The organism is Pseudobdellovibrio exovorus JSS (assembly GCF_000348725.1).
GTDB lineage: Bacteria > Bdellovibrionota > Bdellovibrionia > Bdellovibrionales > Bdellovibrionaceae > Pseudobdellovibrio > Pseudobdellovibrio exovorus.
Genome location: NC_020813.1, coordinates 869,302 through 891,258, shown reverse-complemented (window position 1 = coordinate 891,258; position 21,957 = coordinate 869,302). Strand labels below are relative to the sequence as shown.

Annotated in this window: 18 protein-coding genes and 1 riboswitch; of the genes, 3 read left to right on the top strand and 15 right to left on the bottom strand. The window is 41.7% G+C overall.

What is annotated here, in order from left to right; translation table 11 throughout:
• Window positions 1-2: 2 nt before the first annotated feature.
• Entirely contained in the window at window positions 3-794 is a 792-nt protein-coding gene (gene ygiD, locus A11Q_RS04520) for a 4,5-DOPA-extradiol-dioxygenase (RefSeq protein WP_015469606.1), read from the top strand.
• A 48-nt stretch (window positions 795-842) separates the two neighbouring features.
• Here the strand turns inward: ygiD and murJ are convergent, their stop codons facing one another.
• The gene (gene murJ, locus A11Q_RS04515; protein ID WP_148284938.1) at window positions 843-2,387 is read right to left on the bottom strand and encodes a murein biosynthesis integral membrane protein MurJ; all 1,545 of its coding nucleotides are present in this window, start codon (window positions 2,385-2,387) and stop codon (window positions 843-845) included.
• A gap of 86 nt (window positions 2,388-2,473) precedes the next feature.
• Between murJ and rpsT the strand changes: the two genes are divergently transcribed.
• Entirely contained in the window at window positions 2,474-2,746 is a 273-nt protein-coding gene (gene rpsT / locus A11Q_RS04510; RefSeq protein ID WP_015469604.1) for a 30S ribosomal protein S20, read from the top strand.
• Between the two features lie 39 nt (window positions 2,747-2,785).
• On the opposite strand, the gene A11Q_RS04505 is transcribed toward rpsT, so the two are convergent.
• The 5 genes from A11Q_RS04505 to A11Q_RS04485 form a co-directional block, all read right to left on the bottom strand.
• On the bottom strand, window positions 2,786-3,121 hold the full coding sequence (locus A11Q_RS04505; RefSeq protein ID WP_041575078.1) for a PilZ domain-containing protein: 336 nt from the start codon (window positions 3,119-3,121) through the stop codon (window positions 2,786-2,788).
• A 55-nt stretch (window positions 3,122-3,176) separates the two neighbouring features.
• A complete protein-coding gene (locus A11Q_RS04500) occupies window positions 3,177-5,012 on the bottom strand; it encodes an adenylate/guanylate cyclase domain-containing protein (RefSeq protein WP_015469602.1) in 1,836 nt (611 codons plus the stop codon).
• A gap of 51 nt (window positions 5,013-5,063) precedes the next feature.
• Window positions 5,064-7,730 (bottom strand): pyruvate, phosphate dikinase, encoded by a 2,667-nt coding sequence (ppdK, locus tag A11Q_RS04495; protein ID WP_015469601.1) that lies wholly within the window; start codon window positions 7,728-7,730, stop codon window positions 5,064-5,066.
• 31 nt (window positions 7,731-7,761) lie between these two features.
• Entirely contained in the window at window positions 7,762-9,135 is a 1,374-nt protein-coding gene (locus A11Q_RS04490) for a glycine--tRNA ligase (RefSeq protein WP_015469600.1), read from the bottom strand.
• Window positions 9,136-9,327: 192 nt separating this feature from the next.
• Window positions 9,328-9,783, bottom strand: coding sequence for a hypothetical protein (locus A11Q_RS04485; RefSeq protein ID WP_148284936.1), 456 nt, complete (start codon window positions 9,781-9,783; stop codon window positions 9,328-9,330).
• A 61-nt stretch (window positions 9,784-9,844) separates the two neighbouring features.
• Here A11Q_RS04485 and A11Q_RS04480 point away from each other — a divergent pair, with 61 nt between their 5' ends.
• Window positions 9,845-10,627 (top strand): Mrp/NBP35 family ATP-binding protein, encoded by a 783-nt coding sequence (locus tag A11Q_RS04480; protein ID WP_015469598.1) that lies wholly within the window; start codon window positions 9,845-9,847, stop codon window positions 10,625-10,627.
• A 49-nt stretch (window positions 10,628-10,676) separates the two neighbouring features.
• On the opposite strand, the gene A11Q_RS04475 is transcribed toward A11Q_RS04480, so the two are convergent.
• The 9 genes from A11Q_RS04475 to A11Q_RS04435 form a co-directional block, all read right to left on the bottom strand.
• On the bottom strand, window positions 10,677-12,293 hold the full coding sequence (locus A11Q_RS04475; RefSeq protein ID WP_015469597.1) for an ABC-F family ATP-binding cassette domain-containing protein: 1,617 nt from the start codon (window positions 12,291-12,293) through the stop codon (window positions 10,677-10,679).
• A 454-nt stretch (window positions 12,294-12,747) separates the two neighbouring features.
• A riboswitch (cyclic di-GMP riboswitch) is annotated at window positions 12,748-12,829 on the top strand.
• Between the two features lie 125 nt (window positions 12,830-12,954).
• Window positions 12,955-14,355 carry a lytic transglycosylase domain-containing protein gene (locus A11Q_RS04470; protein ID WP_015469596.1) on the bottom strand — a complete coding sequence of 467 codons (1,401 nt, stop codon included), beginning with the start codon at window positions 14,353-14,355 and terminating at the stop codon, window positions 12,955-12,957.
• A gap of 7 nt (window positions 14,356-14,362) precedes the next feature.
• Entirely contained in the window at window positions 14,363-16,342 is a 1,980-nt protein-coding gene (locus A11Q_RS04465) for a BatD family protein (RefSeq protein WP_015469595.1), read from the bottom strand.
• The gene (locus tag A11Q_RS04460; RefSeq protein WP_015469594.1) at window positions 16,326-17,141 is read right to left on the bottom strand and encodes a tetratricopeptide repeat protein; all 816 of its coding nucleotides are present in this window, start codon (window positions 17,139-17,141) and stop codon (window positions 16,326-16,328) included. Before A11Q_RS04460 ends, A11Q_RS04465 begins: the two co-directional genes overlap by 17 nt.
• Window positions 17,131-18,198, bottom strand: a complete 1,068-nt coding sequence (locus A11Q_RS04455) for a vWA domain-containing protein (protein ID WP_015469593.1) — start codon at window positions 18,196-18,198, stop codon at window positions 17,131-17,133. Before A11Q_RS04455 ends, A11Q_RS04460 begins: the two co-directional genes overlap by 11 nt.
• Window positions 18,195-19,214 (bottom strand): vWA domain-containing protein, encoded by a 1,020-nt coding sequence (locus A11Q_RS04450; protein ID WP_015469592.1) that lies wholly within the window; start codon window positions 19,212-19,214, stop codon window positions 18,195-18,197. Before A11Q_RS04450 ends, A11Q_RS04455 begins: the two co-directional genes overlap by 4 nt.
• Window positions 19,211-20,059 carry a hypothetical protein gene (locus A11Q_RS04445; protein ID WP_015469591.1) on the bottom strand — a complete coding sequence of 283 codons (849 nt, stop codon included), beginning with the start codon at window positions 20,057-20,059 and terminating at the stop codon, window positions 19,211-19,213. The genes A11Q_RS04450 and A11Q_RS04445 overlap by 4 nt, the downstream gene beginning before the upstream one ends.
• The gene (locus A11Q_RS04440; protein ID WP_015469590.1) at window positions 20,056-20,874 is read right to left on the bottom strand and encodes a DUF58 domain-containing protein; all 819 of its coding nucleotides are present in this window, start codon (window positions 20,872-20,874) and stop codon (window positions 20,056-20,058) included. Before A11Q_RS04440 ends, A11Q_RS04445 begins: the two co-directional genes overlap by 4 nt.
• Window positions 20,875-20,938: 64 nt before the next feature.
• A complete protein-coding gene (locus tag A11Q_RS04435) occupies window positions 20,939-21,934 on the bottom strand; it encodes an AAA family ATPase (RefSeq protein ID WP_015469589.1) in 996 nt (331 codons plus the stop codon).
• Between the last annotated feature and the right edge of the window lie 23 nt (window positions 21,935-21,957).

Sequence of the window (21,957 nt, the reverse complement as noted above, 5' to 3'; positions counted from 1 at the left end):
CTATGTCTAATACTAATCAGTCTATAATGCCTGTTGCTTTTATCGGACACGGCTCTCCGATGAATGCTCTGGCAAAAGATCAATACAGCCAAACACTAAACTTATTGGGACAGAATTTACCTAAACCCACTGCCATTCTTTGTGTCTCGGCACATTGGATGACGAACGGAAGCTATGTCACTGTTGCTCGTAAGCCAAAGACCATTCATGACTTCTATGGTTTCCCAGAGGCTCTGTACCAAGTTCAGTACCCTGCCGATGGTTTACCTGAATTGGCCATTAAATTAATAACAGCTTTTCCTAACATTCATATTCGCTCTGACCAAGAACAATGGGGACTTGATCATGGAACATGGAGTGTTTTAACTCACATTTATCCCAATGCGGATATACCCGTGCTTCAACTGAGTCTTGATATGAGCTTGCCTCCAAGTGAACATCTGCAGATCGGTCAGATGCTACAGTCTTTAAGAAAAGAAGGCGTTCTGATTTTAGGAAGCGGCAATATCGTTCACAACTTACGTAATTACTCACGTGATTTGCATGCACCTGCTTATGATTGGGCAGTTGAATTCGATATTTGGTCTAAAGAAAAAATCGAACAGCGTGACTTTCAGGCTTTAGCTACGGATTATAACAAAACTCTCTCGGGCCAATTAGCAGTGCCAAGCCTAGATCACTACTTGCCTATGCTTTATATCTTAGGTGCTAGCACTCCCAATGATTCTTTAAACTGGGTCTACGACGAAATTCAAAACTCGTCGATTGCCATGCGCAGTTTTACCTTTGGCTAATTGCTTTCATTTGAATTATTTCTTGAATCGTTTTTTAGCGTCGTCGTTTTAGCGTCTTTTTAAACGTCTTAAAACTTTATTTAGGACTTCACTGACAGCTGTGACACGGAATACATAACCAGCCACTACAAAAAGTGCAATGCCGCAAACAATACTCAAGACAAGGTTTGGCAATAAAAACCAAAATCCCTCTGGCAAACGCGGTTGTATGACAAAGAAAATACTAGCACCGACTCCTGCTGTTAATGCCAACAATGAGTAGCCCACTACATTTTTGAAAAAATGTAAGTATTCAAAATCCCCAACAAGTAATTTAAAGAAAAGAAGTAATAAGCTCAGGTTCAAAGAGGCGCTGATAATAGTCGACAGCATTAAGCCATGCACTTGATAAACAGCCATCAACTGCGGGGCTACCAGAATATGAACCCCTAAACAGGCACATGAAACCAATGCCGGAAACCATGTGTTCTTCACAGCATAGTAAGCCGGAGTTAAAACACGAACGCCACTTGAAAACACCATAATCCAACAATAAGTCCGCAGGATCTCGGCCGTCATGAAAACGTCACTATCTAAAAATCGTCCGCGACCAAATAAAAGTTTCACTACAGGATGTGCCAGTACGTACAAACCAATGGCCGCTGCGGCTGTTAAAAGAAAGTTGAACTCTAAATAGTGACGAGCCGTCTGACTGAGCTTTTTCTTTTCGTTGCGTGCCACAAAGCCCGATAACGCTGGCAACAGAGCTGTTCCAAGGCTCACAGAAATCAATGATAGCGGCAGTTCAATAAGACGATCTACGTAATTGATATAAGAGATCGTGCCCTCTTGTAACGACGATGAAAATCTTAGATTGATGATGGTGGTGAATTGCAAAAGCCCCATACCCAATAAGCCAGGAGCCATATTCCTTAAAACACGTAAAAAATCGGGATTGCGAAAATTCATTGTAAGCCGTGGTAAAAATCCTGACTTCACCAAAGCGGGAATCAAAATAGCCGCCTGCACGGCTCCACCGATAAGGACACCCCAAGCCAGCTGGTCACCGGTATGCTCAAAATACCTCTGTGGCAGCACGGTAGAAATAATCATGCAGAGATTCCAGAAAGTCGGAGCCATAGCCGGTAAAGCGAACTGGCCAAGGGCATTCAGGATCCCCATCATAAAAGCGTAGGAACTGATGAAGAAGACAAAGCCGAACATGATCTTGGTCATTCTAAGGGTCATCAGATACTTTTCTGTATCTGCCAAATAAGAGGCATCCAGCACCATATTTAACAAGGGCTGAGGGTATAAAATACCAAAGGCCGACAAACAGCCCAAAATCAATAAAAGCAGGCTATAAACAGAATTGACTAAATTTTGAGCTCTGAGGTGGTTATCTTGTTGGGCCTCAACAAAAACAGGGATAAAACTGACAGACAGGGAACCTTCGCCCAAAAGCCGTCTGAACATATTTGGAAGCCTAAAAGCCGCCGCCCAAGCATCTGTGACCCGTTTATCGAAGTAATAGGCTAAGAGACTTTCTCTCAATTGCCCGAGCACGCGACTGGTCATAGTGCCAAAAGCCATCTTTAAAGCGTTCTTTAGCACAGAATGGTCTTGCCTGTCTGGATGCTCTATGTTAACTCCTTAAATTCGTTTTAATTAGCGTATTTATTTATAATGGAGGTTATACCTTGGCACAACACAAGTCAGCAGCTAAAAGAGCACGTCAAGCGGTTCGCAAAAACAAAGTTAATTCTGATCGCAAATCAAAAGTGCGTACTGGCGAAAAAAGCTTAGCATCTGCTTTGAAAAAGAAAGACGCTGCAAGTATTCCGCAATTATTATCTTACTACACTAGCCAAATGATGAAAGCTGCTCAAAAAGGCGTTTTCAGCAAAGCTACTGCTTCTCGTAAAATTGCGCGTTTATCTGCTCAAGTTCAAAAAGCTTTAAGCGCAAAGTAATTTGCTCTTAATTTAGTTTTTTATTAACTCTTGTAGTTTCTAGATAGTCCGAGCCACATAGGTTCGGATTTGTCGTCTTAGGGCTATGGGGACGTCGTCAAAACTCACCCCATAGATTGTTTCCGTAGTATTCGCCAAGCTCGCCACATTTCTAAGTGTCGCTCGGATCGAAAAGAAATCTTTCTCTGATAAAAAGAAATTTAAAATTAGCTTCTGATCCACAGCAAGGGTTTCATTCGTCTTAATAGACATACCACCCTCACCAATTTCAACTCCGAAGGCCATATTGGCTTTCCCCCCAAACATAAAGCTCAGCTTCTTTCTGAACGCTTTACGCGGGTATCGTCTTTTTGCGGCTTCGGATAATCTGTTCATAGTGTCTTTTCGGTTGGTTCTGATACGACCTAAAGACTTAAGCTCGCTTGGGGCTTTAGACGCTCAAAACGACTAGATTCAGGTCTAGCTTTTCGTCGTAATGGGTCTCTACTTTCAAAATCTCGTCCTCTATGGCGCTTTTGGTTTGCTCCCATATTTCTTGAGTCATCACAATCTGATGAGCCCCGCCCCACTTTTGAATCTTAGCCGCTGTGTTCACCGTGGCCCCAAAGTAATCCAGCCCCACATTCAGATTGGCACAAAGTACAGGGCCATGATTGAGCGACACGCGAATTTTAATAGGTTCATCACTATCAGAAAATTCTTTCTGAATACGCACAGATGAGCGAACAGCATCAGCCAAATCCAGATAGGCCGCCATCACAGCGTCGCCAATAAACTTCACCAATACGCCCTTGTCCTCTAAGACCAAACGCTCAATTTTTTCATAGTGACGTCTGACGGCCTCAAAAGCTTTGGCATCGCCTAGATCCTTATACAGAGGCGTCGAACCTACGATATCCGTAAAGAGTAAGACCTGTTGGCCCAAATAAAGTTTCACCCCACTACCTAAATAGTCCGTAGAAAATAAATCACGGAACTGAGGCATCGATAAAATTTCACCGGGTAATAATTTATCTTTCAACCACCACGTCTCTTCTAAAATAATTTCAGATTCGACGTTGGAATTATTATGTATCGTTAATAAAAAATCAGAATTTATATTTTGAATTTTCTCTATCTCGGAAGCTGAGTCCCACACCAGCTCAATCACATCCGACGCTTTGTCCACAGTAAATAACATATCCGAGAATCCCGCACCACGTAAGCGATAGCGGCCCTCTGGTAAATGTAAAGAAAAACTGCGTGTTTGAGCAGCGCTCACTATTTGGCAAAGCTTAATATGCCTTTTCTTTGCCGGCTCAGCAGCACAGTACTGCTGTAACTGAATCGCACGCAATTTATCTGTTAACTTGAATACAACTTCAACAGACTCTTCTTGGTCTAAAGCAAATTCAATTTCACAAGCTTCACATTTATTTTGATTAGATATGGCTGATAAATACTTTTCAGAAGCGACAGCTCCTCTACAGTGTGGGCAAATCACATCCCATGTTAAATATAGAAACCCCTTATTTAATAGGTCACGCGCCTCAAATAAAAACTGCGACACTGATAAATTCATTTTCGAAGCGACCTGTTTGGGATGAACACGATCTAAGCTCAGCTCATCTTCACTTAAAAAATATGTGAACATCTTTCTTTTCGAATCATTCCATTTTTTTTCGACAATAAACTCTTGGCTGATCTGATCAACTCTAGATGGAGTTTGTACACTGGCATCACTTGAATTTTGGACAGTCTCTAACGAGCTTTGCTTTTTAGAATGACTTATCAGTTTTATTTTTTGCACAGTGTGGTCGAAAAATACGGAAAATTTATTTTTTAAAACATTTGAAGCCAATTGAAATAAGGCTTGAGAGAAAACAGATTTAAATCCCCACTGAAAATACACAGCCACACGACAGCCGCTCGATGTTGGATAAATCTTAAAAACACCTCTTTGTTCTGTCATCCAGCCCTGACTAAATACCCGATGATTTTGAATCTCAGTGGGCTCTAGCCAAATCCACGGTTTTTCAATCCACTTTTGTAGGCGACCTAAACTGACAGATTCGACATGCATCTCGCCATTCACGGTGCTTTCATTCCACGCGGGCAATCCCAGATCACGATTCATACGTGAGGTGTCAGCCATAAAAGGCCATATTTCTGAAGGGCTTACCGGAAGATCAAAAAACCAAAGACACTCAACACGTCGATGCGACTTTACATCGATCAACGGGGTAACAAGACTTGCTTTAAATTCGCTTGAGTTCTTTGATTTCATATCACCTTTTTCTAAAAAAAGAGCCCGATAAGGGCTCTTTTGGTCTTGGGCTTAATGACTTCGCTGCAACTTCGATCTTGCTGCCGCTAAGCGCGCAATGGGTACACGATACGGAGAACAGCTCACGTAATCCAAATTCACATTTTCAAAAAACTGAATAGAGCTTGGATCACCACCGTGCTCTCCACAAACTCCGATTTTTAGATTTCCTTTGGCTTGTCGACCAAGATCAACGCCCGTTTTAACTAAAGTGCCCACACCGATTTGATCAATGCTCACAAATGGGTCTTTCGGTAAAATACCATGGGAAACGTAACTACCTAAGAAACGGCTTGAGTCATCGCGTGATAAACCCAATGTTGTCTGAGTAAGGTCATTGGTACCAAAACTGAAGAAGTCTGCATGACGAGCGATTTCATGCGCAGTGACTGCGGCACGTGGAAGTTCGATCATTGTTCCCACTTGGTAATCATATTTCACATTCTGTTCTTTTTGAACTTGCTCAACCACGGCAACTGTCTGTTCACGTAAGATTTCAAGTTCTTTCGCGGTAGCTACCAATGGAATCATAATCTCAGGTACAAGTTTTTTACCCTCTTTAACAAACTGAGCTGCCGCTTCAGCGATAGCGCGCGCCTGCATTTGGTAAATCTCTGGATACGTGATCGCCAAGCGACAACCACGATGACCTAACATTGGATTAAACTCATGTAATGAATGTATTTTATGTTTTAAGCGATTTTCATCATAGTTAATACGTTTAGCTAATTCTGCAATTTCAGAGTCTGAATGCGGAACAAACTCATGTAAAGGTGGATCTAACAGACGGATCGTTACAGGGAATCCATCCATGATCTTAAAGAGTTGATAAAAGTCTTCACGTTGCATCGGAAGTAACTTTACTAATGCTTTTTCTCTTTCATTGCTAGTTTCCGCAATAATCATTTCACGAACAGCATCAATACGATCTTCACCGAAGAACATATGCTCCGTACGGCAAAGCCCAATACCTTCCGCTCCAAAATCACGTGCTGTTTTAGCATCTGTTGGTGTGTCTGCATTTGCGCGTACTTTTAAGCGTCTTACGCGATCAGCGATAGCCATCAAGCGGCTGAACGCCCCATCTAGTTTCGGCTCGATCGTTTTAACTTCGCCTAGGTAGATTTCACCAGTGCTACCATCTAAAGTAATAATATCACCTTTTTTAATCACATAGCCTTTAGCTTTAAATGTTTCGTTAGTGTAATTCACTTCCACTTCCGAACAACCAGCCACGCAACATTTTCCCATACCACGGGCCACAACAGCCGCATGGGATGTCATCCCTCCACGTGAAGTCAAAATACCCTGAGCCGCGACCATTCCCGCAATGTCTTCCGGAGACGTTTCAACTCGGACAAGAATTACTTTTTGTCCTTTTTCTTTCAATTCAACGGCATCTTCAGGAGTAAACACCACTTGCCCACATACTCCGCCCGGTGAAGCCGGAAGCCCCTTAGCCAAAATTGTTTTTTGAGCTTGAGGATCTAGTGTTGGATGTAAAAGCTGATCTAAAGATGCTGGATCAATTCTTAGAATTGCCTCTTCCTCGGTAATCATCTTTTCATCAATCATATCGCAGGCAATCTGCAACGCCGCTTTGGCCGTGCGTTTTCCATTACGAGTTTGCAACATCCAAAGTTTATTTCTTTCGATAGTAAACTCGATGTCCTGCATATCTTTGAAGTAATTTTCAAGTTTAAAGTAATTATCTTCTAGCTCTTTGTAAGCTTGAGGCATCACTTCTTTTAAAAGTGAGATCGGTTGAGGAGTTCTGATCCCCGCCACCACGTCTTCACCTTGAGCATTCACCAAGAACTCGCCATAGAATTTTCTTTCGCCTGTACTTGGGTTACGAGTAAAAGCAACCCCAGTGGCTGAATCTTCACCTAAGTTACCAAAGACCATAGATTGTACGTTAACTGCAGTTCCCCAATCCGCTGGAATATCATGTAGCTCACGATAAGTGATCGCACGTGGAGTATTCCAACTTCTAAATACCGCAGAAACGGCACCCCATAATTGCTCTAAAGGGTCATTAGGAAAGCTTTTTCCTGTCATCTGCTGGACGAGTGCTTTAAATTTTTTAACTAGTGACTTTAGGTCTTCGGCTGTCAACTCAGTGTCATTGTGAACACCTTTTTCAGCTTTTAAATCTTCTAGCGTCACTTCTAGTAACGACGAATTCATTTCAAGAACAACATCAGAATACATCTGAATGAAACGACGATAGGAATCCCACGCAAATCGTGGATTGTTCGAAGACTTCGCCAAACCTTCAACAGTCTGATCATTCAGACCTAAGTTTAAAATAGTATCCATCATTCCTGGCATGGAAGCGCGAGCTCCTGAACGAACACTCACAAGTAATGGATTTTCCACATCACCGAACTTCTTGCCGATCTTGGCTTCCATTTTAGTCAAAGCTTCTAAAACAGATGGTTTAACCCAATCCGGTAACTTTCCACCTTCAGCGTAGAAGTGCGCGCAAATATCAGTAGAGATCGTGAATCCCGGAGGCACATTCAGACCAATTGAGGTCATCTCTGCCAAGTTAGCGCCTTTACCACCTAAGACATTTTTCATGGTGGCATTGCCCTCAGCTTCACCTGCCGCAAAATAGTATACGAATTTTTTTGGCACTTCTAAATTTGTTTTGTTCTGAGTTGAAGTTTGCATACCCATCGCCCTTCTTTAAGTATTAGTTGACTTACTTATTCGAAAAATTTTTTAGTCCATTACGGATGTATTCATTTAGCTGACTTATCGCTACTCGATCTTGTGTCATCTTATCGCGATGTCTTACTGTCACCGATTGATCTTGAGCTGTTTCAAAGTCCACTGTCACACAGAACGGCGTGCCGATCTCGTCTTGGCGGCGGTAGCGTTTACCGATTGATGCCGTCTCATCGTATGTCACATCAAATTCTTCAGCTAACTGATCGCGAATTTGCATGCTGACTCCCGTTAACTCTTCTTTTTTTGAAAGTGGCAAAACACAAACTTTCATCGGTGCAATATCCGGATGGAAACCCATCACGATGCGAACATCTTCTGTTGTTTTTCCAGTTTCATCAGTTTCGACAGTCACTTCTTCACGATAAGCATCACACATAAATGCCAAAATAAGACGATCACAGCCGACAGCGGTTTCGATAACATAAGGAATATATTTTTCTTTTTTCGCTTCATCGAAATACTCCAGATTTTTTCCAGAGAATTTCGCATGTTGTGATAGATCGTAGTCCGATCTGTTATGAATCCCCTCAAGCTCAGAAAAGCCCATTGGAAATTTATATTCCACATCCACAGCTGCGCGTGCATAGTGCGCTAACTTATCATGGTCTTTGAATTGAAGATTTTCTTTTTTCAAACCATACTTCAGGTAAAAATTCAAACGGCGTTCTTTCCATTCATTGAAATACCCTTCATCTGTACCTGGCTTAACAAAGTATTGCATTTCCATCTGTTCAAACTCACGCGTACGGAAAATAAAGTTCCCCGGAGTGATCTCGTTACGGAAAGATTTTCCGATTGCAGCGATACCAAATGGAATTTTGTATCTTGAACTCTGCTGACAGTTTTGAAAATTCACAAAGTGGCCTTGTGCTGTCTCGGGTCTTAAGTAGACAACAGAACCCGAATCTTCTACAGGTCCCATGTGAGTTTTAAACATCAAGTTGAAGTTTCTTTCTTCTGAAAGATTTTTTGAACCGCAGGTAGGACATTGTTTCTTTGTCAGATAAGACTCTGTGTTATCTGCACGGAAACGTGTTTTACAATCTTTACAATCAACTAGAGGGTCTGAAAAACCATCCACGTGACCTGAAGCTTTCCAAACAGTGGGATGCATGAGGATAGCCGCATCTAATCCAACAATGTCGGCTCTTCTTGTCATCGCATTCCACCATGCGCGTTTAACATTCATTTTTAGGATTGAGCCTAATGGACCATAATCCCAACAACTTCCAAGCCCACCATAAATTTCTGAACTTTGAAAAACAAAGCCACGTCTTTTCGAAAGGCTAACTAATGTGTTTAAATCTTTCAGGTGGCGCACCTGATTTGTTGCTGCTTCTGCCATGAATGCTCCTCGTTTTTACAATGAAAAATTTAGCATTTTTAAACGAAAAACAGTATCGGCCTCTGGACCTTATTGTGTGGCGTCAAACAGAACAACTATCTCACTCTAGCGCCAGCTTCAAAAAGTAGAGCCGAAAGCCAACAGTCTATTTCAAGACTTTTCCGCTCAATAATTACTCACTCTATGAATGGACTATTTCTTCGATTTCAGAATAGAAAAATAAGCTGACTCGTAAAACTCAAAAACACTGGGATCAGATGTTTTGATGAGGTGCTGATAATGAGCTGTGGCCTCTTTAACAGAACACTCGCGGCTTAACCCTAAGACTTCATGAGCATCCCACTCGTGCCCATTGTAAACAAAATGAGTTCTGCCTGCCTTATTAGCTCCTAAAGCTAACGGCGGCGGCATAGGAGCCACCATCTTAGGCGCCTCGACAGGTGGCTGAGGCGTCTGAGGTCCCACCTCTCGTACATCGGAAGCCGCTTCAAGAACACTTTCATTTGCTGAGGAAGAAGGCTCTTTCGGTGTCGAATTCTTAAGATTCAATTTAGCTGGAGGCTTTGACTTCGACCTACCTAAGGTAAAGAACAAAACGATCAAAACGAAAATAATAAAGTTAATAAATAAAAGCTGTTGGCTATTCACGCTAAATTCATTATGAAAAGAAGTGCCAAGTTTGTAAAGCATATCTGAATTGAGGTGTAATATGGCTTCTAATCCTTTTGACCAGCAACAGGCTATTCCCGGCGTAAAAAAAATCATTGCGGTCGCATCCGGCAAAGGTGGAGTTGGAAAAAGCACAGTTTCCACAAACCTCGCTTTGGCTTTACGTGAATATGGTCAGGTGGGCTTGCTTGATGCCGATATTTATGGCCCCAGCTTACCCCGTATGATGGGAACCCTAAACCAGAAGCCCGTTCTATCTGAAGGAAATAAAATCACTCCAGTTACTCGTTACAATATCAAAACGATGAGCATCGGTTACATGGTCGATGAAAATGCCGCTGTTGTTTGGCGTGGTCCTATGCTGTTCAAAGCCATGGATCAATTCTTCCGCGATGTCCAATGGGGCGATCTTGACTACCTAGTTATTGATCTTCCACCTGGAACTGGTGATGTGCAGTTATCACTTGTACAAAAAGTACCTGTCGCTGCAGCCGTTATCGTAACAACGCCGCAAAATATCTCATTGATTGATGCTAAAAAAGCGATTGATATGTTCGAAAGAACTGGCGTTCGCATTGCGGGTATCGTTGAGAACATGGCCTACATGATCAATCCTGCTAATAATGAAAAAATGCAGCTTTTCCCTAAAGGGGAACTGAGCTCTTACTTAGAAGCGAAACAGCTTAATAAAATCGGAGAAGTTCCTTTTAACCCTTCCGTTTCCTTAGGGTCTGAGGCTGGTATTCCAATTGTTGAAAGTAACCCAGATGGCGCTGAGGCCCTAGCTTTCAAAGATATCGCCAAAAAAATTCACGCTTTGTAATAAAATTTGCAATTAAAATTGTATTTAAAATTTATATCTAAAGCAGCTCTTACGGCTGCTTTAGGCTTTGATAGTACTGATAATCCCCTTCAATAATTCGAAGTTGATTTTTATCAATCTCGAAAACTTTTGTGGTGATTTCTTTTAAGAAGTAGCGATCATGGCTGACCATCATCACAGTGCCTTCAAACTCTTTAATAGCATTTAGCAAGACCTCGCGGGACTTAATATCTAAGTGATTCGTCGGTTCATCCAGCACCAAAAGATTCACAGGATGAGACAAAATACACGCTAAAAGCACGCGCGACTTTTCACCGCCAGATAAAACTGAAATCTTTTTTTCAACTTCTTCACCTGAAAAGAGGAATGCCCCTAGAAGAGATTTAATCGCCCCAATACTAGCGTTGGGAACTCGTCCTTCGACCTCTTCCAGAATCGTCTTCTTAGGATCCAAAACGTCCAAAGAGTTTTGTGAAAAATAACCCATCTGAATGCTCGGGCCAACTTTACAGATACCCGTTGAAGACTCTGTTTGACCTGTGATGATTTTTAACAATGTCGATTTACCCGCACCATTCACACCAACGACGGCCACGCGATCCATACGTTTTACAAGACCTGTTGCATTCGAAAAAACAAGTTTTTCTCGGCCATCAGCTAAACTCCATGTTTTGCCCAAGCCTTCGATTTTGACCACTTCTTCACCTCCGCGAGGAGCTTCTGGCCACACAAATTTCATCACTTTGTCTTCAGGTGGAATTTCAATACGATCAATCTTTTCCAGTTTTTTAACACGCGACTGCACCTGAGCTGCATGGGATGCACGAGCTGCAAAACGCGCGATGAACTCTTCTTCTTTCGCTAGCATATCCTCTTGGCGAGCGGCAGCGGCAATCAACTGCTCACGGCGGATATTTTTTTCCTTATCATAGAAATCATAATTCCCTGAATACACTGTCATCGTTTTATTGGCCACTTCGATAACACGATTCACTAATCGATTCATAAACTCACGATCATGTGACGTCATCAACAAGGAGCCTTTGTAATTCTTCAACCACTCTTCTAACCAAATAATAGATTCAACATCCAAGTGATTCGTCGGCTCATCCATCAACAATACATCTGGCATCAACAATAATATCTTCGCCAAGCTCACACGCATTTTCCAACCACCGCTGTACTGCCCTACATCTAACAGCATGTCTTCGTTGGAAAACCCAAGGCCACCTAGAATTTCTTTTGCGCGTGCTTCTAGATCATAGCCACCTACAGCCTCAAACTGAGCCTGTAAATCACCATAGGTTTCAACTACTGACATCATTTCATCTTCTGAAAGATTTGGATCCTGTAAGCGCTCTTCTAAGCGAGTGATCTCTTTTTGCAAGTGATCTAGATTTCCTGCCGCCATAACCTCAGCAAGAACTGTACGCCCCTTCATGTTTTCGATGTTTTGTGAAAAATAGCCAATACGAACTTTTTCAGGTTTACTGATAGAACCTTGATCCACTGATTCTTCATTCATCATCAGCCTGAAGACAGTGGTCTTACCGGCACCATTCGGCCCTACAAGGCCGATCTTATCGCCAGGATTAATTTGAAAAGATGCATTTGAAAAAAGTATCTTCGAACCTTGTTGTTTGGTGACGGCATTAAATGAAATCATGCGAGTAATATCTCTGAACTGTAGGTGAAGATCAAGCGCTTTACCCCTAAATTCGTATCAATTTGAATGTGAAAAACCGCCTATTTTGCCTCTTACTTTTCAGAATGATTCATTATTTGAACTATTTTGATAATCGCTTTGAAAAATTGGAAATTCCCGTCAGGTCTTATTATTCTAGGTTCAAGAGGAATCAACGTAAGCCTGAAGATTGGTCAGGGGCTGAGCCTTATGGGCTGCGGTTTCTAGGCCTTTCACTTAAAGGTCATTCAGGACAGTTGTTGAGGAAAAGGGAGGGACGTGTGAGAAAAAGAATCTTTAGTCACAACGACAAATCACCAAAGTGACGTGCATCCAATAAAATGTTTTACAAAGGAAACAGGTTTGTGAGTTTAATCTTATTATACATAGGAGGCCACTAGCGGACTTTGTGTCACGGGTCAAACCGTGTACTTCCTTTGCCTCAAGGCAAACTCAGGGAAATCTGAGGACGCAAAGCTAGAGGGGCTTGTCGGGAGACATGCTAGCCAGCTGCCAAAGGGTTAAAAAGACCTGCGGTGAGAACTGCAATGGAAGTAGAATCAAGCGTAACGAAAGTTACACAAAATTATATCATGGATTGGTTTCATTCCCCTTAAACTCTAAGTTTTTACGGATTAAAGACTTAGAGTTTTTTATTTGTATCAGGGACTACAATCTTAGTTCCAATTTTCAAGACACTTCTAGATTTAATATTATTAGCTTTCTTAATATCTGCCACCGATGAACTGTACTTCTTAGCTATTGTCGCTAAATTTTCACCTTTTTTAACGATATGGTATTTTGCTGGCTGACGTTTACTCGCCACAGGTGCTCTTTTCGCTGTGGACTTCTTAGCCAAGCTCGGACGTTTGACATTCAATGGAGTTCTATCTGGAACAAAAATTCTTTGCCCTGCTCTTAACTGACGCTTACGTGGAAAATCATTGATGTCGCGCAAGTAAGCCACAGTCGTTCTGTACTTTCTAGCAATAGTTGAAAATGTATCGCCTTTACGTACACGATACGGCTGAATTTCTTTTTGGTCTGCAATATAAACTACTTTATCTACCGTACTTTCCTTAGCCGCAATGACAGCCGCTTCGTAACTTCCCGGAGGAATTCTTAACCCTAAGGTTTGATCCTTTTCCAGCGGAGCCACTTCCCCTTTGAATTTTGGATTCAGGGCTTTAAAGTCTTCATAGTTGATATTCATTTTTTCAGCCATCAAACGTAAGTTCACCGGCTCATCTAATGTCACATGATCGAACTCAATCGGCGGCATATAGTCAATTCCTTCAAACCCATACTGATCAGGGTTCTTAGCAATCAACTTGGCTGCAATATATTTAGGGACATAGTTTGCTGTTTCAGCTGGTAAAGCCCTACGATTTTTAATCAATGTCCAAAAATCTTTTGTTTTATATTTTTTAATAACTCTTTCGACGCGTCCTTCACCTACATTATAGGCCGCCATCGCCAAGTACCATGAGTCAAATCTCTGATAAAGATCTTTGAAGTAATCCGCCGCAGCTTGTGTTGATAAGACAGGGTCACGTCTTTCATCCACCAACTGATTGATGTCTAATTTGTAGCGTTTACCTGTTCCACGAATAAATTGCCAATAACCTACAGCTGAAGCATGACTGAACGCCTGCGCACTGAATCCAGATTCAATTAAGGCAATGTAGAAAAGATCTTCCGGTAATTTATTATCACGTAGAACCTTTTTCATTAAAGATTCATAGCGTGTAGAACGACGTAAATATCTTTCCATATGCACGCGTCCACGATTTTGAAAGTAATCGATCCATTTATTCACATTAGCATTAATTTCGACAGGAATATCTTCAAGCTCTTCCACTTGCTGATCCGGTCTTTTCTGCGCCTGCTTTTCTTCTTTAGCATCTTCACTGACACGAAAGTGGCCGATACTATCTGCAGAAGACAGTTGATCGGATGTTTGACCATCATGAGGTGATGAATTCGTATGAGAACAGCTAGACAAAAGTGCTAACAAAATAACGATAGTGAGATGTTTTAGCATCACTCCATTATCTGTCTTCTTTAGAAGATTTAGCAACTATTTCTTTGGCTAGAATTTTCAGCGCTTTCACCTGCTCCGCAACTGGAGTGCGATTCAGCGTATCCTTTAAAATTTCCTCTGGGGAAAATCCCACCAATTGGAAGTAATCAAATAACTGTGTAACACGACTTAGATAGAGCTTTTGATCCTGAACCGAAATATCATCAATAAGAAGATGAAACTCTCGATCGGTCTTTTCTTGGCCAGTCAAATACCCCACCAACATATAAATAAGATTCACCGATTCGGAACCAAGACGTCTATGGTCGTTAGTCGAGGCATACTGATCAATTAACTTCAACTTCTGACTTACCTTCTCGGTCCAATCAGGCGCTTTGCCTAAACCACGTAAGCGGCGGAAGAACTCAATGAGCATCACCACCAAACCTGTCAGTGTCGCTAACGCGTACACCAGAGGACGCGCTAATGAACTGCTAAAGGCCTGAGCCTTTGGAAGCTCCAAAATAGCCTGAGCTTTGTATTCACTGCCATCTGTGTTGGATTGCAACGTACCGCTAGAGGGAATTCCAGCTCCTGCAACTCCTTTTGTGATCATCAAATTCAATTCGGAAGTGGCTTCAGAAACGTATTGTTTTTTCTGAGGATCGAAATAAGTAAATTCCAATGAAGGTATTTTCATTTCACCTTCACGACGAGGAATAACTAAAACTTCAAACTCTTTATAGCTATTGCCCTCTCTGAAAAATTTGGCATCACTTTTGGTATCATAAACCTCTAATCCCGCTGGCCAATTAATCGTTGGCAGATCAATCAGCTTCGCATTTCCAATTCCCTCATAGCGAACTTTAATAGAAAATGGCTGATGAGCAGGAAAACTAACGCCTTCTGTTCTTAAGCTCACTCGATACTGCCCCACCGCTCCAGAAAAACTCTGCGTTCTTCCCTCTGTTGGTAAAGGTAGTACCTTAATTTGCACACGGCGAGAGGCGCGATTAATATCCGTAGGCTGCCCCCATCCAAACTGAGTCGGCAAACGTACTTTCGCTTTTACACGGAATTCGTCAATAACAGAAACTCCGGATGCATTAATTGGAAAAAGAGCATGACTCGCTAAAAGGGCTTTACGATATCTCACCCCGTTTACGATCTCTTCAGAAAACTGCAAAGAGGGGACCTCTTCGATGATTTCCTTCCAAAATCCTTTAAGATCAGGAAACTTCACTCGGTCCAAAGCTTCGATATTCGCTCGTGTGTAGATATACCAATTTGCCGTGATCTGTTCACCTTCGTAAACTTCCGTTTTATCTACATCCAAATAGACAAAGAAGACTTCATTCGTATCGACATTCAACTGACGTGATGGAATTTGCCCTGAAGGATTACCACGTTGAGCACCGCCACCTCCGCCGCCGCCAAACATGCGCTGCTGCTGACGTAAAAGTTGATCAAATAAATCTTCTACATCCTGACCAAAGGGATTTGTGGGAATATCTTCTGCGACACCAGATCCACCATAGCCAGGAGGAAATCTTGGTTCGGCTCCTGCTGAGCCTGTGGCTTGTCCATTTCTATACTCTTCAGCCACATCAATTTTGATCGAATTTGTATGGTAGACTTTTCCATTTACTAAAACTTCGATAGCGGGGATTAAAAAACTTCCCTCTTTCTGTGGAGACATTAAAAAATGATACGTCTGCACCACTTGTTTTTGAAATTGAGCTCGTCCATTAATGATAGACATACTGCTAGAAGACTGGCGGCCACCTAACGAGGTGTTGATTAACTCTAACCCTGCTACATGAGGCAGTTGAGGTGCATCTACTTCAAAATCCTCATCTCCCTGTACAGTGACAGTTAGTCCAAAAGAGTCTCCAATCCCCATTTGATTGCGATCAACAGTGGATGTCACAGTTATATTAGCTGCCCATACGGGACAGATAAAAAGTAATACAAGTAAAGTCGAAATCCAGTTACCAATCTTTCTCATTTTTATAAGACTTTCCTTTTTCTTTCTTATCGAAATTTGCACGTATCTTTTGTTCCTGATTGCGCAGTTCGCCTAAGATTTTTTTAACGTCGCCTTCAGACAATTGGTCACCTTGATATGGGCGCGGCTTATACTTCGACGAGCTTTCACGCTTTCCATCATCTTTTTTATTTTCACCATTGTCTTTTTGGTCTTGATCTTGATTTCCTTGCTGATCTTTTTTCTCTTGATCGCCATCTTTATTTTTATCTTGATTGTTATTCTGAGAATCAGAACCCTGTTGCTTTTCAGATGAGGAGCTACTTTCCCCACCCTTACTTTGCTGCTGCAAAAGAAGTTCAATATTCGTCTTTACTTCTTTTGAATCCGGTTTTAATTCAAGAGCCGCCTGATAATGCTCTAAAGCCTCTTCTACTTTTTTCAAACGCCCATAGTGCACGCCCAAATTAAATTGAATGGCAAATAAGGCTTCCGTATTTTCAGGATTTTTCTGAGCCAGCTCTAATGCATACAACAAAGACTTTCTTTCCTCCTCTGGCTGCTGCATTCCCCCTAACAACACACCAATATTCGAATGAACTGAGGGCTGATAAGGAGCTGACTCTAAAATCTGATAATAATGAGTTAAAGCTTGCTCGTATTCTTCACGCTGTATTTCTTTTTTCGCTACAGAATCAAGATACAAAGACTTCAAAGAGGGATAGTCCTGCTTACAGCTAGACAATAAAAGGGCACCTATAACAAGAAAAAAAAGTGTACGGACCTTAGAGCTATTAGAAACCAGTAGCTTAGATTTCATAACGTCCCTTCCATACTGCTGGTTGAGTGTTGCGATCTGAAATGAAGAAGCTTAAAAGTAAAAGAATAAGCCCCACTGTTAATGGATAACCAAATTTTTCATCGTACTGAGCCATCATGCTACTTTGGAATTGGGATTTTTCAAGAGCATCAATATCGGACGTCAGTTTCTTCAAGTGATCACCGCTAACGTAAGCAAAATAGAACTGCCCTTTTCCCGCCTCAGCTAATGATTTCAGAAAAGAACCATGCACTTGAGTCAGAATTGTCTGACCATTCGAATCTTTTTTGTAGCCGATCATGTTCCCACGGCTATCACGCGCAGGAATGGCTCCACCTTTTTCAGTTCCATAAGCGATTGAAAAAATCCTGATATCTTGGTCAGCTAATGCCTTAGCCGCCTCGATCGCTCCCTTTTCTTGGTCTTCACCATCTGACACTATCAAAATAACACGTGTTGTCCGCGACTGCGCATCTTGTGTCACACCGCCACGCTCGAAAGCCTCTTTAGCATAACTTAAAGCCACCTCGAAATTAGTTCCCTGTGAGCTCACCGAATCCGTATCTAAAGAGTCAATATACATCTTTAAAGCATTCGGATCTGTAGTTAACGGAGATAACAGAGCACTACTACCCGCAAATGCAATAATACCAATTTTATTACCAGGCATGAGCTCTAATAGGCGCGACAGTTCAATCTTCATTTGTGAAAGCCGTGATGGCCTTACGTCCTCTGCCAACATACTTTCAGATACGTCAGCAAGGACCATGATTTCCACACCTTCACTTTTAATTTCCTGCTGCGCTTCCCCCGTTTGAGGACGAGCAAGGCTAATCACAATAAAGACCAGAGCTACCGCCTGCACAGCCATAGCTCCTCTTCTTTTTACGTGTGATACACTCTGTGTTAAATACGAAGTTACTTTTTTTCCAAAAAACTTTTCTAGTTTTTGAAGCGAGTACTTTTCGAAGAAAAAATAAAGACCCACATAAAAAACTACAATAATTAAAAGATAGAAAGCTTTCGGATCTGCCCAGATTAATCCTGTACTCATCATGGACCAACCTTTAATAAAGTCATATTCAACACTCTATTGAATAGAAAAAGAAGCAGACCAATCACAAGAAAAATTTGAAAGTATTCTTCATATCTCACGTACTTATTATCTTCGATCTTTGTGGTCTCGAGCTTATTAATTTCATCGAAGACACCCTGTAAAGAATCTTCTTTCGATGCACGGAAATATTTACCACCTGTCACCTGTGACATTTGCTGTAGCAATTCATCGTTCACCGTGCTTTCAAAAGGCTGATAGCGTTTAACACGATTACCAAATAGATCTTGAGTATAAACTGGGATTCGAGTCGGACCACTTTTCCCTATACCGATAGTGTAAATTTTAATGCCATAACCTTTGGCTACTTCTAGCCCCGTTTCTGGATCAATAGTTCCCGAATTGTTTTCCCCGTCAGTCATAAAGATCATAACACGGGACTTTGCCTGTGAATCTTTAAGCCTTGCCGCACCACTGGCCATACCAACACCAATCGCGGTCCCATCTTTGATACGGGCTGATGCCGCCGTGGTAATGTTGGATACGCGCTCTTTTATTAACTGATAATCTAACGTCGGTGGAACCAGCGTAAACGCTTCACCAGCAAAAATCACAATACCAATCCTGTCGGACATTCTTTGGGACACAAATGAAGATATCGTCTCTTTAGCTGACTCGAGGCGATTCAGCGGTTTCATGTCTTCAATCAACATACTGTCTGAGACGTCTAAAACAATCACGATATCAAGCCCCTCTAAAGTTCTTTTGACCTGAGAGTCAGCCCGTTGCGGGCGAGCTAGTGCGAAGATAAAGCAAAGAAGAGAGATTAAAAGTATGACTTGATTCAATTTGTAGAAAACAACACGCCCACGATTTTGCCACGGCTTAAAATTAGCCAATGAGCCTATCTTCAAAGCGCCACGCACCTGTTTTTTTCTAATCAATAATAGATAAACTAATACACCCCAAGGGAGCAGAAGCAAAAAGGCCAGTGGTTGTCCCCAGAGATACTGACTCACAGGACACCCTCTTTCGCCAACTGAATAAATTTATATAATTTTTTAATAAATATATTTTTACTATTCAAATCACTATTTAAATCAGTTTGTGCAAGCCCTCGATAGGTTTCAAATTCCTGTAAAATCTTTTGCAGCTCTTGTCTTACCTTTTTGTATCGAGGGAAGTTGTGCTTGAAGTATCTTAAAATACGCTTATCTGTTAGTTCAAACATCGGCAGTGAATATTGGCGCAAAACATAAACACGAAAAGCGCGTTCAACCTCATCCAAAGGAAATTCTTTTTTTTCAGCCATTCTCATGGCTTTGTAAAATTGATCTTCAGGAGTCAGTGGCGAAGAGTAATTCTTCAAGCCTTCTTTTAATTGTCTGTAATAATTAATTCTAGTGACATAGGCCCAGATTAAATACACAGCGCTGATCAAAACAAAAGCTGCCAGCACCCAATACAAAACAGGCATCCCCATACCAATTGGTAGAATAGATTTGTAGGCCTCTGGAGACTTACCATCAGCTGAGGCTTCAATAACACTCGCCACTTTAACGCTGTCACCAATCATATTCAGTTCATTCACACCATCAGTCAGAATAACTTGATTCGGTAGATACTCACCGGCTTGATAAAAGGTTAAGTTCACTTCAAAACTGTCGGAATCCATCTGCTGAACTGAAAACACTCGAATACTGTTGGGTACAGGTAAGGGCTTCTTCAGATAATAGCTTTGCAAATCTGGCACAGCCTCGGCATTCATGCGGCATTTAAATACCACGTGGCGCCCTACCGTTACCGCATTGTCTTCTAAGCCTTTAACCGCTGGAACTTCAATCAGACAATTAGCAGAACTCACTTACGCCCTGCCTTTCTTTTGAAAAAAGCTAGCAATGCATGATGGTAATTGTCGTCTGGTAAAAAGCTAAAGGATCTCACTCCTGAACGACTTAATTTTTTTTGAAAGTTTTCAAAGTCACCTTTAAACTTCGACTTCATCTCTTCACGAAATACAGGATTAGAGGTGTCAATCAAAGACACTTCACCCGTTTCTGCATCCTGTAATTCAATCAATCCCACATCAGGAAATACAAACTCTGTTTCGTCTTGCACTAAACCAGCGATCACTTCGTGCTTTCTTTCAAGCAACCGAAGCGAAGCTTCATAATTCTGATCTCGGAAGTCACTCAGTAAAAAAACTGTGGAACGCTTTTTTAAAACGCCACGCAAATAATCTAATCCAGAAGCAATATTTGTTTTTTGACTTTTGGGTTTAAAATACAATAACTCACGCAAAATACGATAGACCTGCGCCCGCCCTTTTTTAGGAGGCAAATACAATTCCACTTCATCAGAAAATAATAATAAACCCACTTGATCATTATTTTTAATGGCACTGAAGGCTAAGGTTGCGGCCACATAAGTTAATGTCTCACCTTTGAAGTAATTTTTTGAGCCGTAATCTTGCGAGCCACTGACATCAACCGCTAGGATCATTGTCAGCTCACGCTCTTCCTCAAAAGTTTTAATAAATGGCTTACCTGCACGGGCCGTTAAGGTCCACGAAATAGATCGGATGTCATCACCTGCAACATATTCACGAAAGTCCGCAAAGGTCATCCCTTGACCCTTGAAGTGCGTATGATACTCGCCAGAAAAAATGTTATTCACCATTTTTCTAGTGTCGATCTCGATACGTTTGACCTTTTTGAGTATCTCAGCAGGAACAGTCAATGGATTACCCCGAAACTTCTATCGCAGATAAAACCTCTTTGATGATATCATCAGCCTTTAGGTTTTCTGCTTCTGCCTCATACGATAAAATCAGACGATGACGTAAAACTTTGTAAACAATCGCTTTAATGTCCTCAACCGTAACAAATCCACGGCCACGTAAAAACGCATGGGCTTTGGCTGCACGGATAAGACTTAAACTCGCACGCGGAGATCCCCCCACAGTGATCAGCTTTTCTAATCGACTCAAACCGTACTGAGCCGGTTGGCGCGTGGCCATAATCAAATCGACAATGTAATTTTTTACTTTTTGATCAACGTAAATTTGATCCACAATTTGTACCGCGTTTAAAAGCTGCTCTTTCGTGATGACCTTCTGAATTTCTGGGCGTTGATTATGTCCCATACGCGATACGATCTCGAGTTCTTCTTCCTTCGTTGGATAGGTCACATCAATCTTAAACATGAAACGATCCATCTGTGCTTCTGGCAGAGGATATGTTCCCTCTTGCTCTAGCGGGTTCTGCGTCGCCAATACCAAGAAGGGATGATCTAATTTGTAGGACTGTTCGCCGATCGTGACTTGTTTTTCGGCCATGGCCTCTAACAGAGCCGACTGAACTTTGGCTGGAGCACGATTGATCTCGTCCGCTAAAACGATATTGGAAAAGATAGGTCCTTTTTTCGCCGAGAAGTCTCCTGATTTAGGATTAAAAATCATCGTTCCGATTAAATCTGTGGGCAACAAATCCGGCGTGAACTGAATACGATGAAAATCTAACGAAATTGTCTGAGCTAACGTCGAAATCGTAAGTGTCTTCGCTAAACCCGGAACCCCTTCAAGCAAGATATGGCCGCCTGTTAGCAAACCCATTGTGATGCCTTCGATCATTTCTTTTTGACCAACAACTATTTTCCCCATTTCGCTCATCATTTGCGAAACAAAAATACTTTGCTCTTTAACGGTTTGATTAAGTGTTGATAAGTCCATATCTGCCATGAAGTCTCCCAGCGCTGAATGTG

Bases quoted from the DNA above. Each gene is read 5' to 3' on its own strand.
- ygiD (WP_015469606.1), top strand. From the start codon at position 3: ATGTCTAATACTAATCAGTCTATAATGCCTGTTGCTTTTATCGGACAC.
- A11Q_RS04505 (WP_041575078.1), bottom strand. From the start codon at position 3,121: ATGAACAGATTATCCGAAGCCGCAAAAAGACGATACCCGCGTAAAGCG.
- A11Q_RS04500 (WP_015469602.1), bottom strand. From the start codon at position 5,012: ATGAAATCAAAGAACTCAAGCGAATTTAAAGCAAGTCTTGTTACCCCG.
- ppdK (WP_015469601.1), bottom strand. From the start codon at position 7,730: ATGCAAACTTCAACTCAGAACAAAACAAATTTAGAAGTGCCAAAAAAA.
- A11Q_RS04490 (WP_015469600.1), bottom strand. From the start codon at position 9,135: ATGGCAGAAGCAGCAACAAATCAGGTGCGCCACCTGAAAGATTTAAAC.
- A11Q_RS04480 (WP_015469598.1), top strand. From the start codon at position 9,845: ATGGCTTCTAATCCTTTTGACCAGCAACAGGCTATTCCCGGCGTAAAA.
- A11Q_RS04475 (WP_015469597.1), bottom strand. From the start codon at position 12,293: ATGATTTCATTTAATGCCGTCACCAAACAACAAGGTTCGAAGATACTT.
- A11Q_RS04470 (WP_015469596.1), bottom strand. From the start codon at position 14,355: ATGCTAAAACATCTCACTATCGTTATTTTGTTAGCACTTTTGTCTAGC.
- A11Q_RS04465 (WP_015469595.1), bottom strand. From the start codon at position 16,342: ATGAGAAAGATTGGTAACTGGATTTCGACTTTACTTGTATTACTTTTT.
- A11Q_RS04460 (WP_015469594.1), bottom strand. From the start codon at position 17,141: ATGAAATCTAAGCTACTGGTTTCTAATAGCTCTAAGGTCCGTACACTT.
- A11Q_RS04455 (WP_015469593.1), bottom strand. From the start codon at position 18,198: ATGATGAGTACAGGATTAATCTGGGCAGATCCGAAAGCTTTCTATCTT.
- A11Q_RS04440 (WP_015469590.1), bottom strand. From the start codon at position 20,874: ATGGTGAATAACATTTTTTCTGGCGAGTATCATACGCACTTCAAGGGT.
- A11Q_RS04435 (WP_015469589.1), bottom strand. From the start codon at position 21,934: ATGGCAGATATGGACTTATCAACACTTAATCAAACCGTTAAAGAGCAA.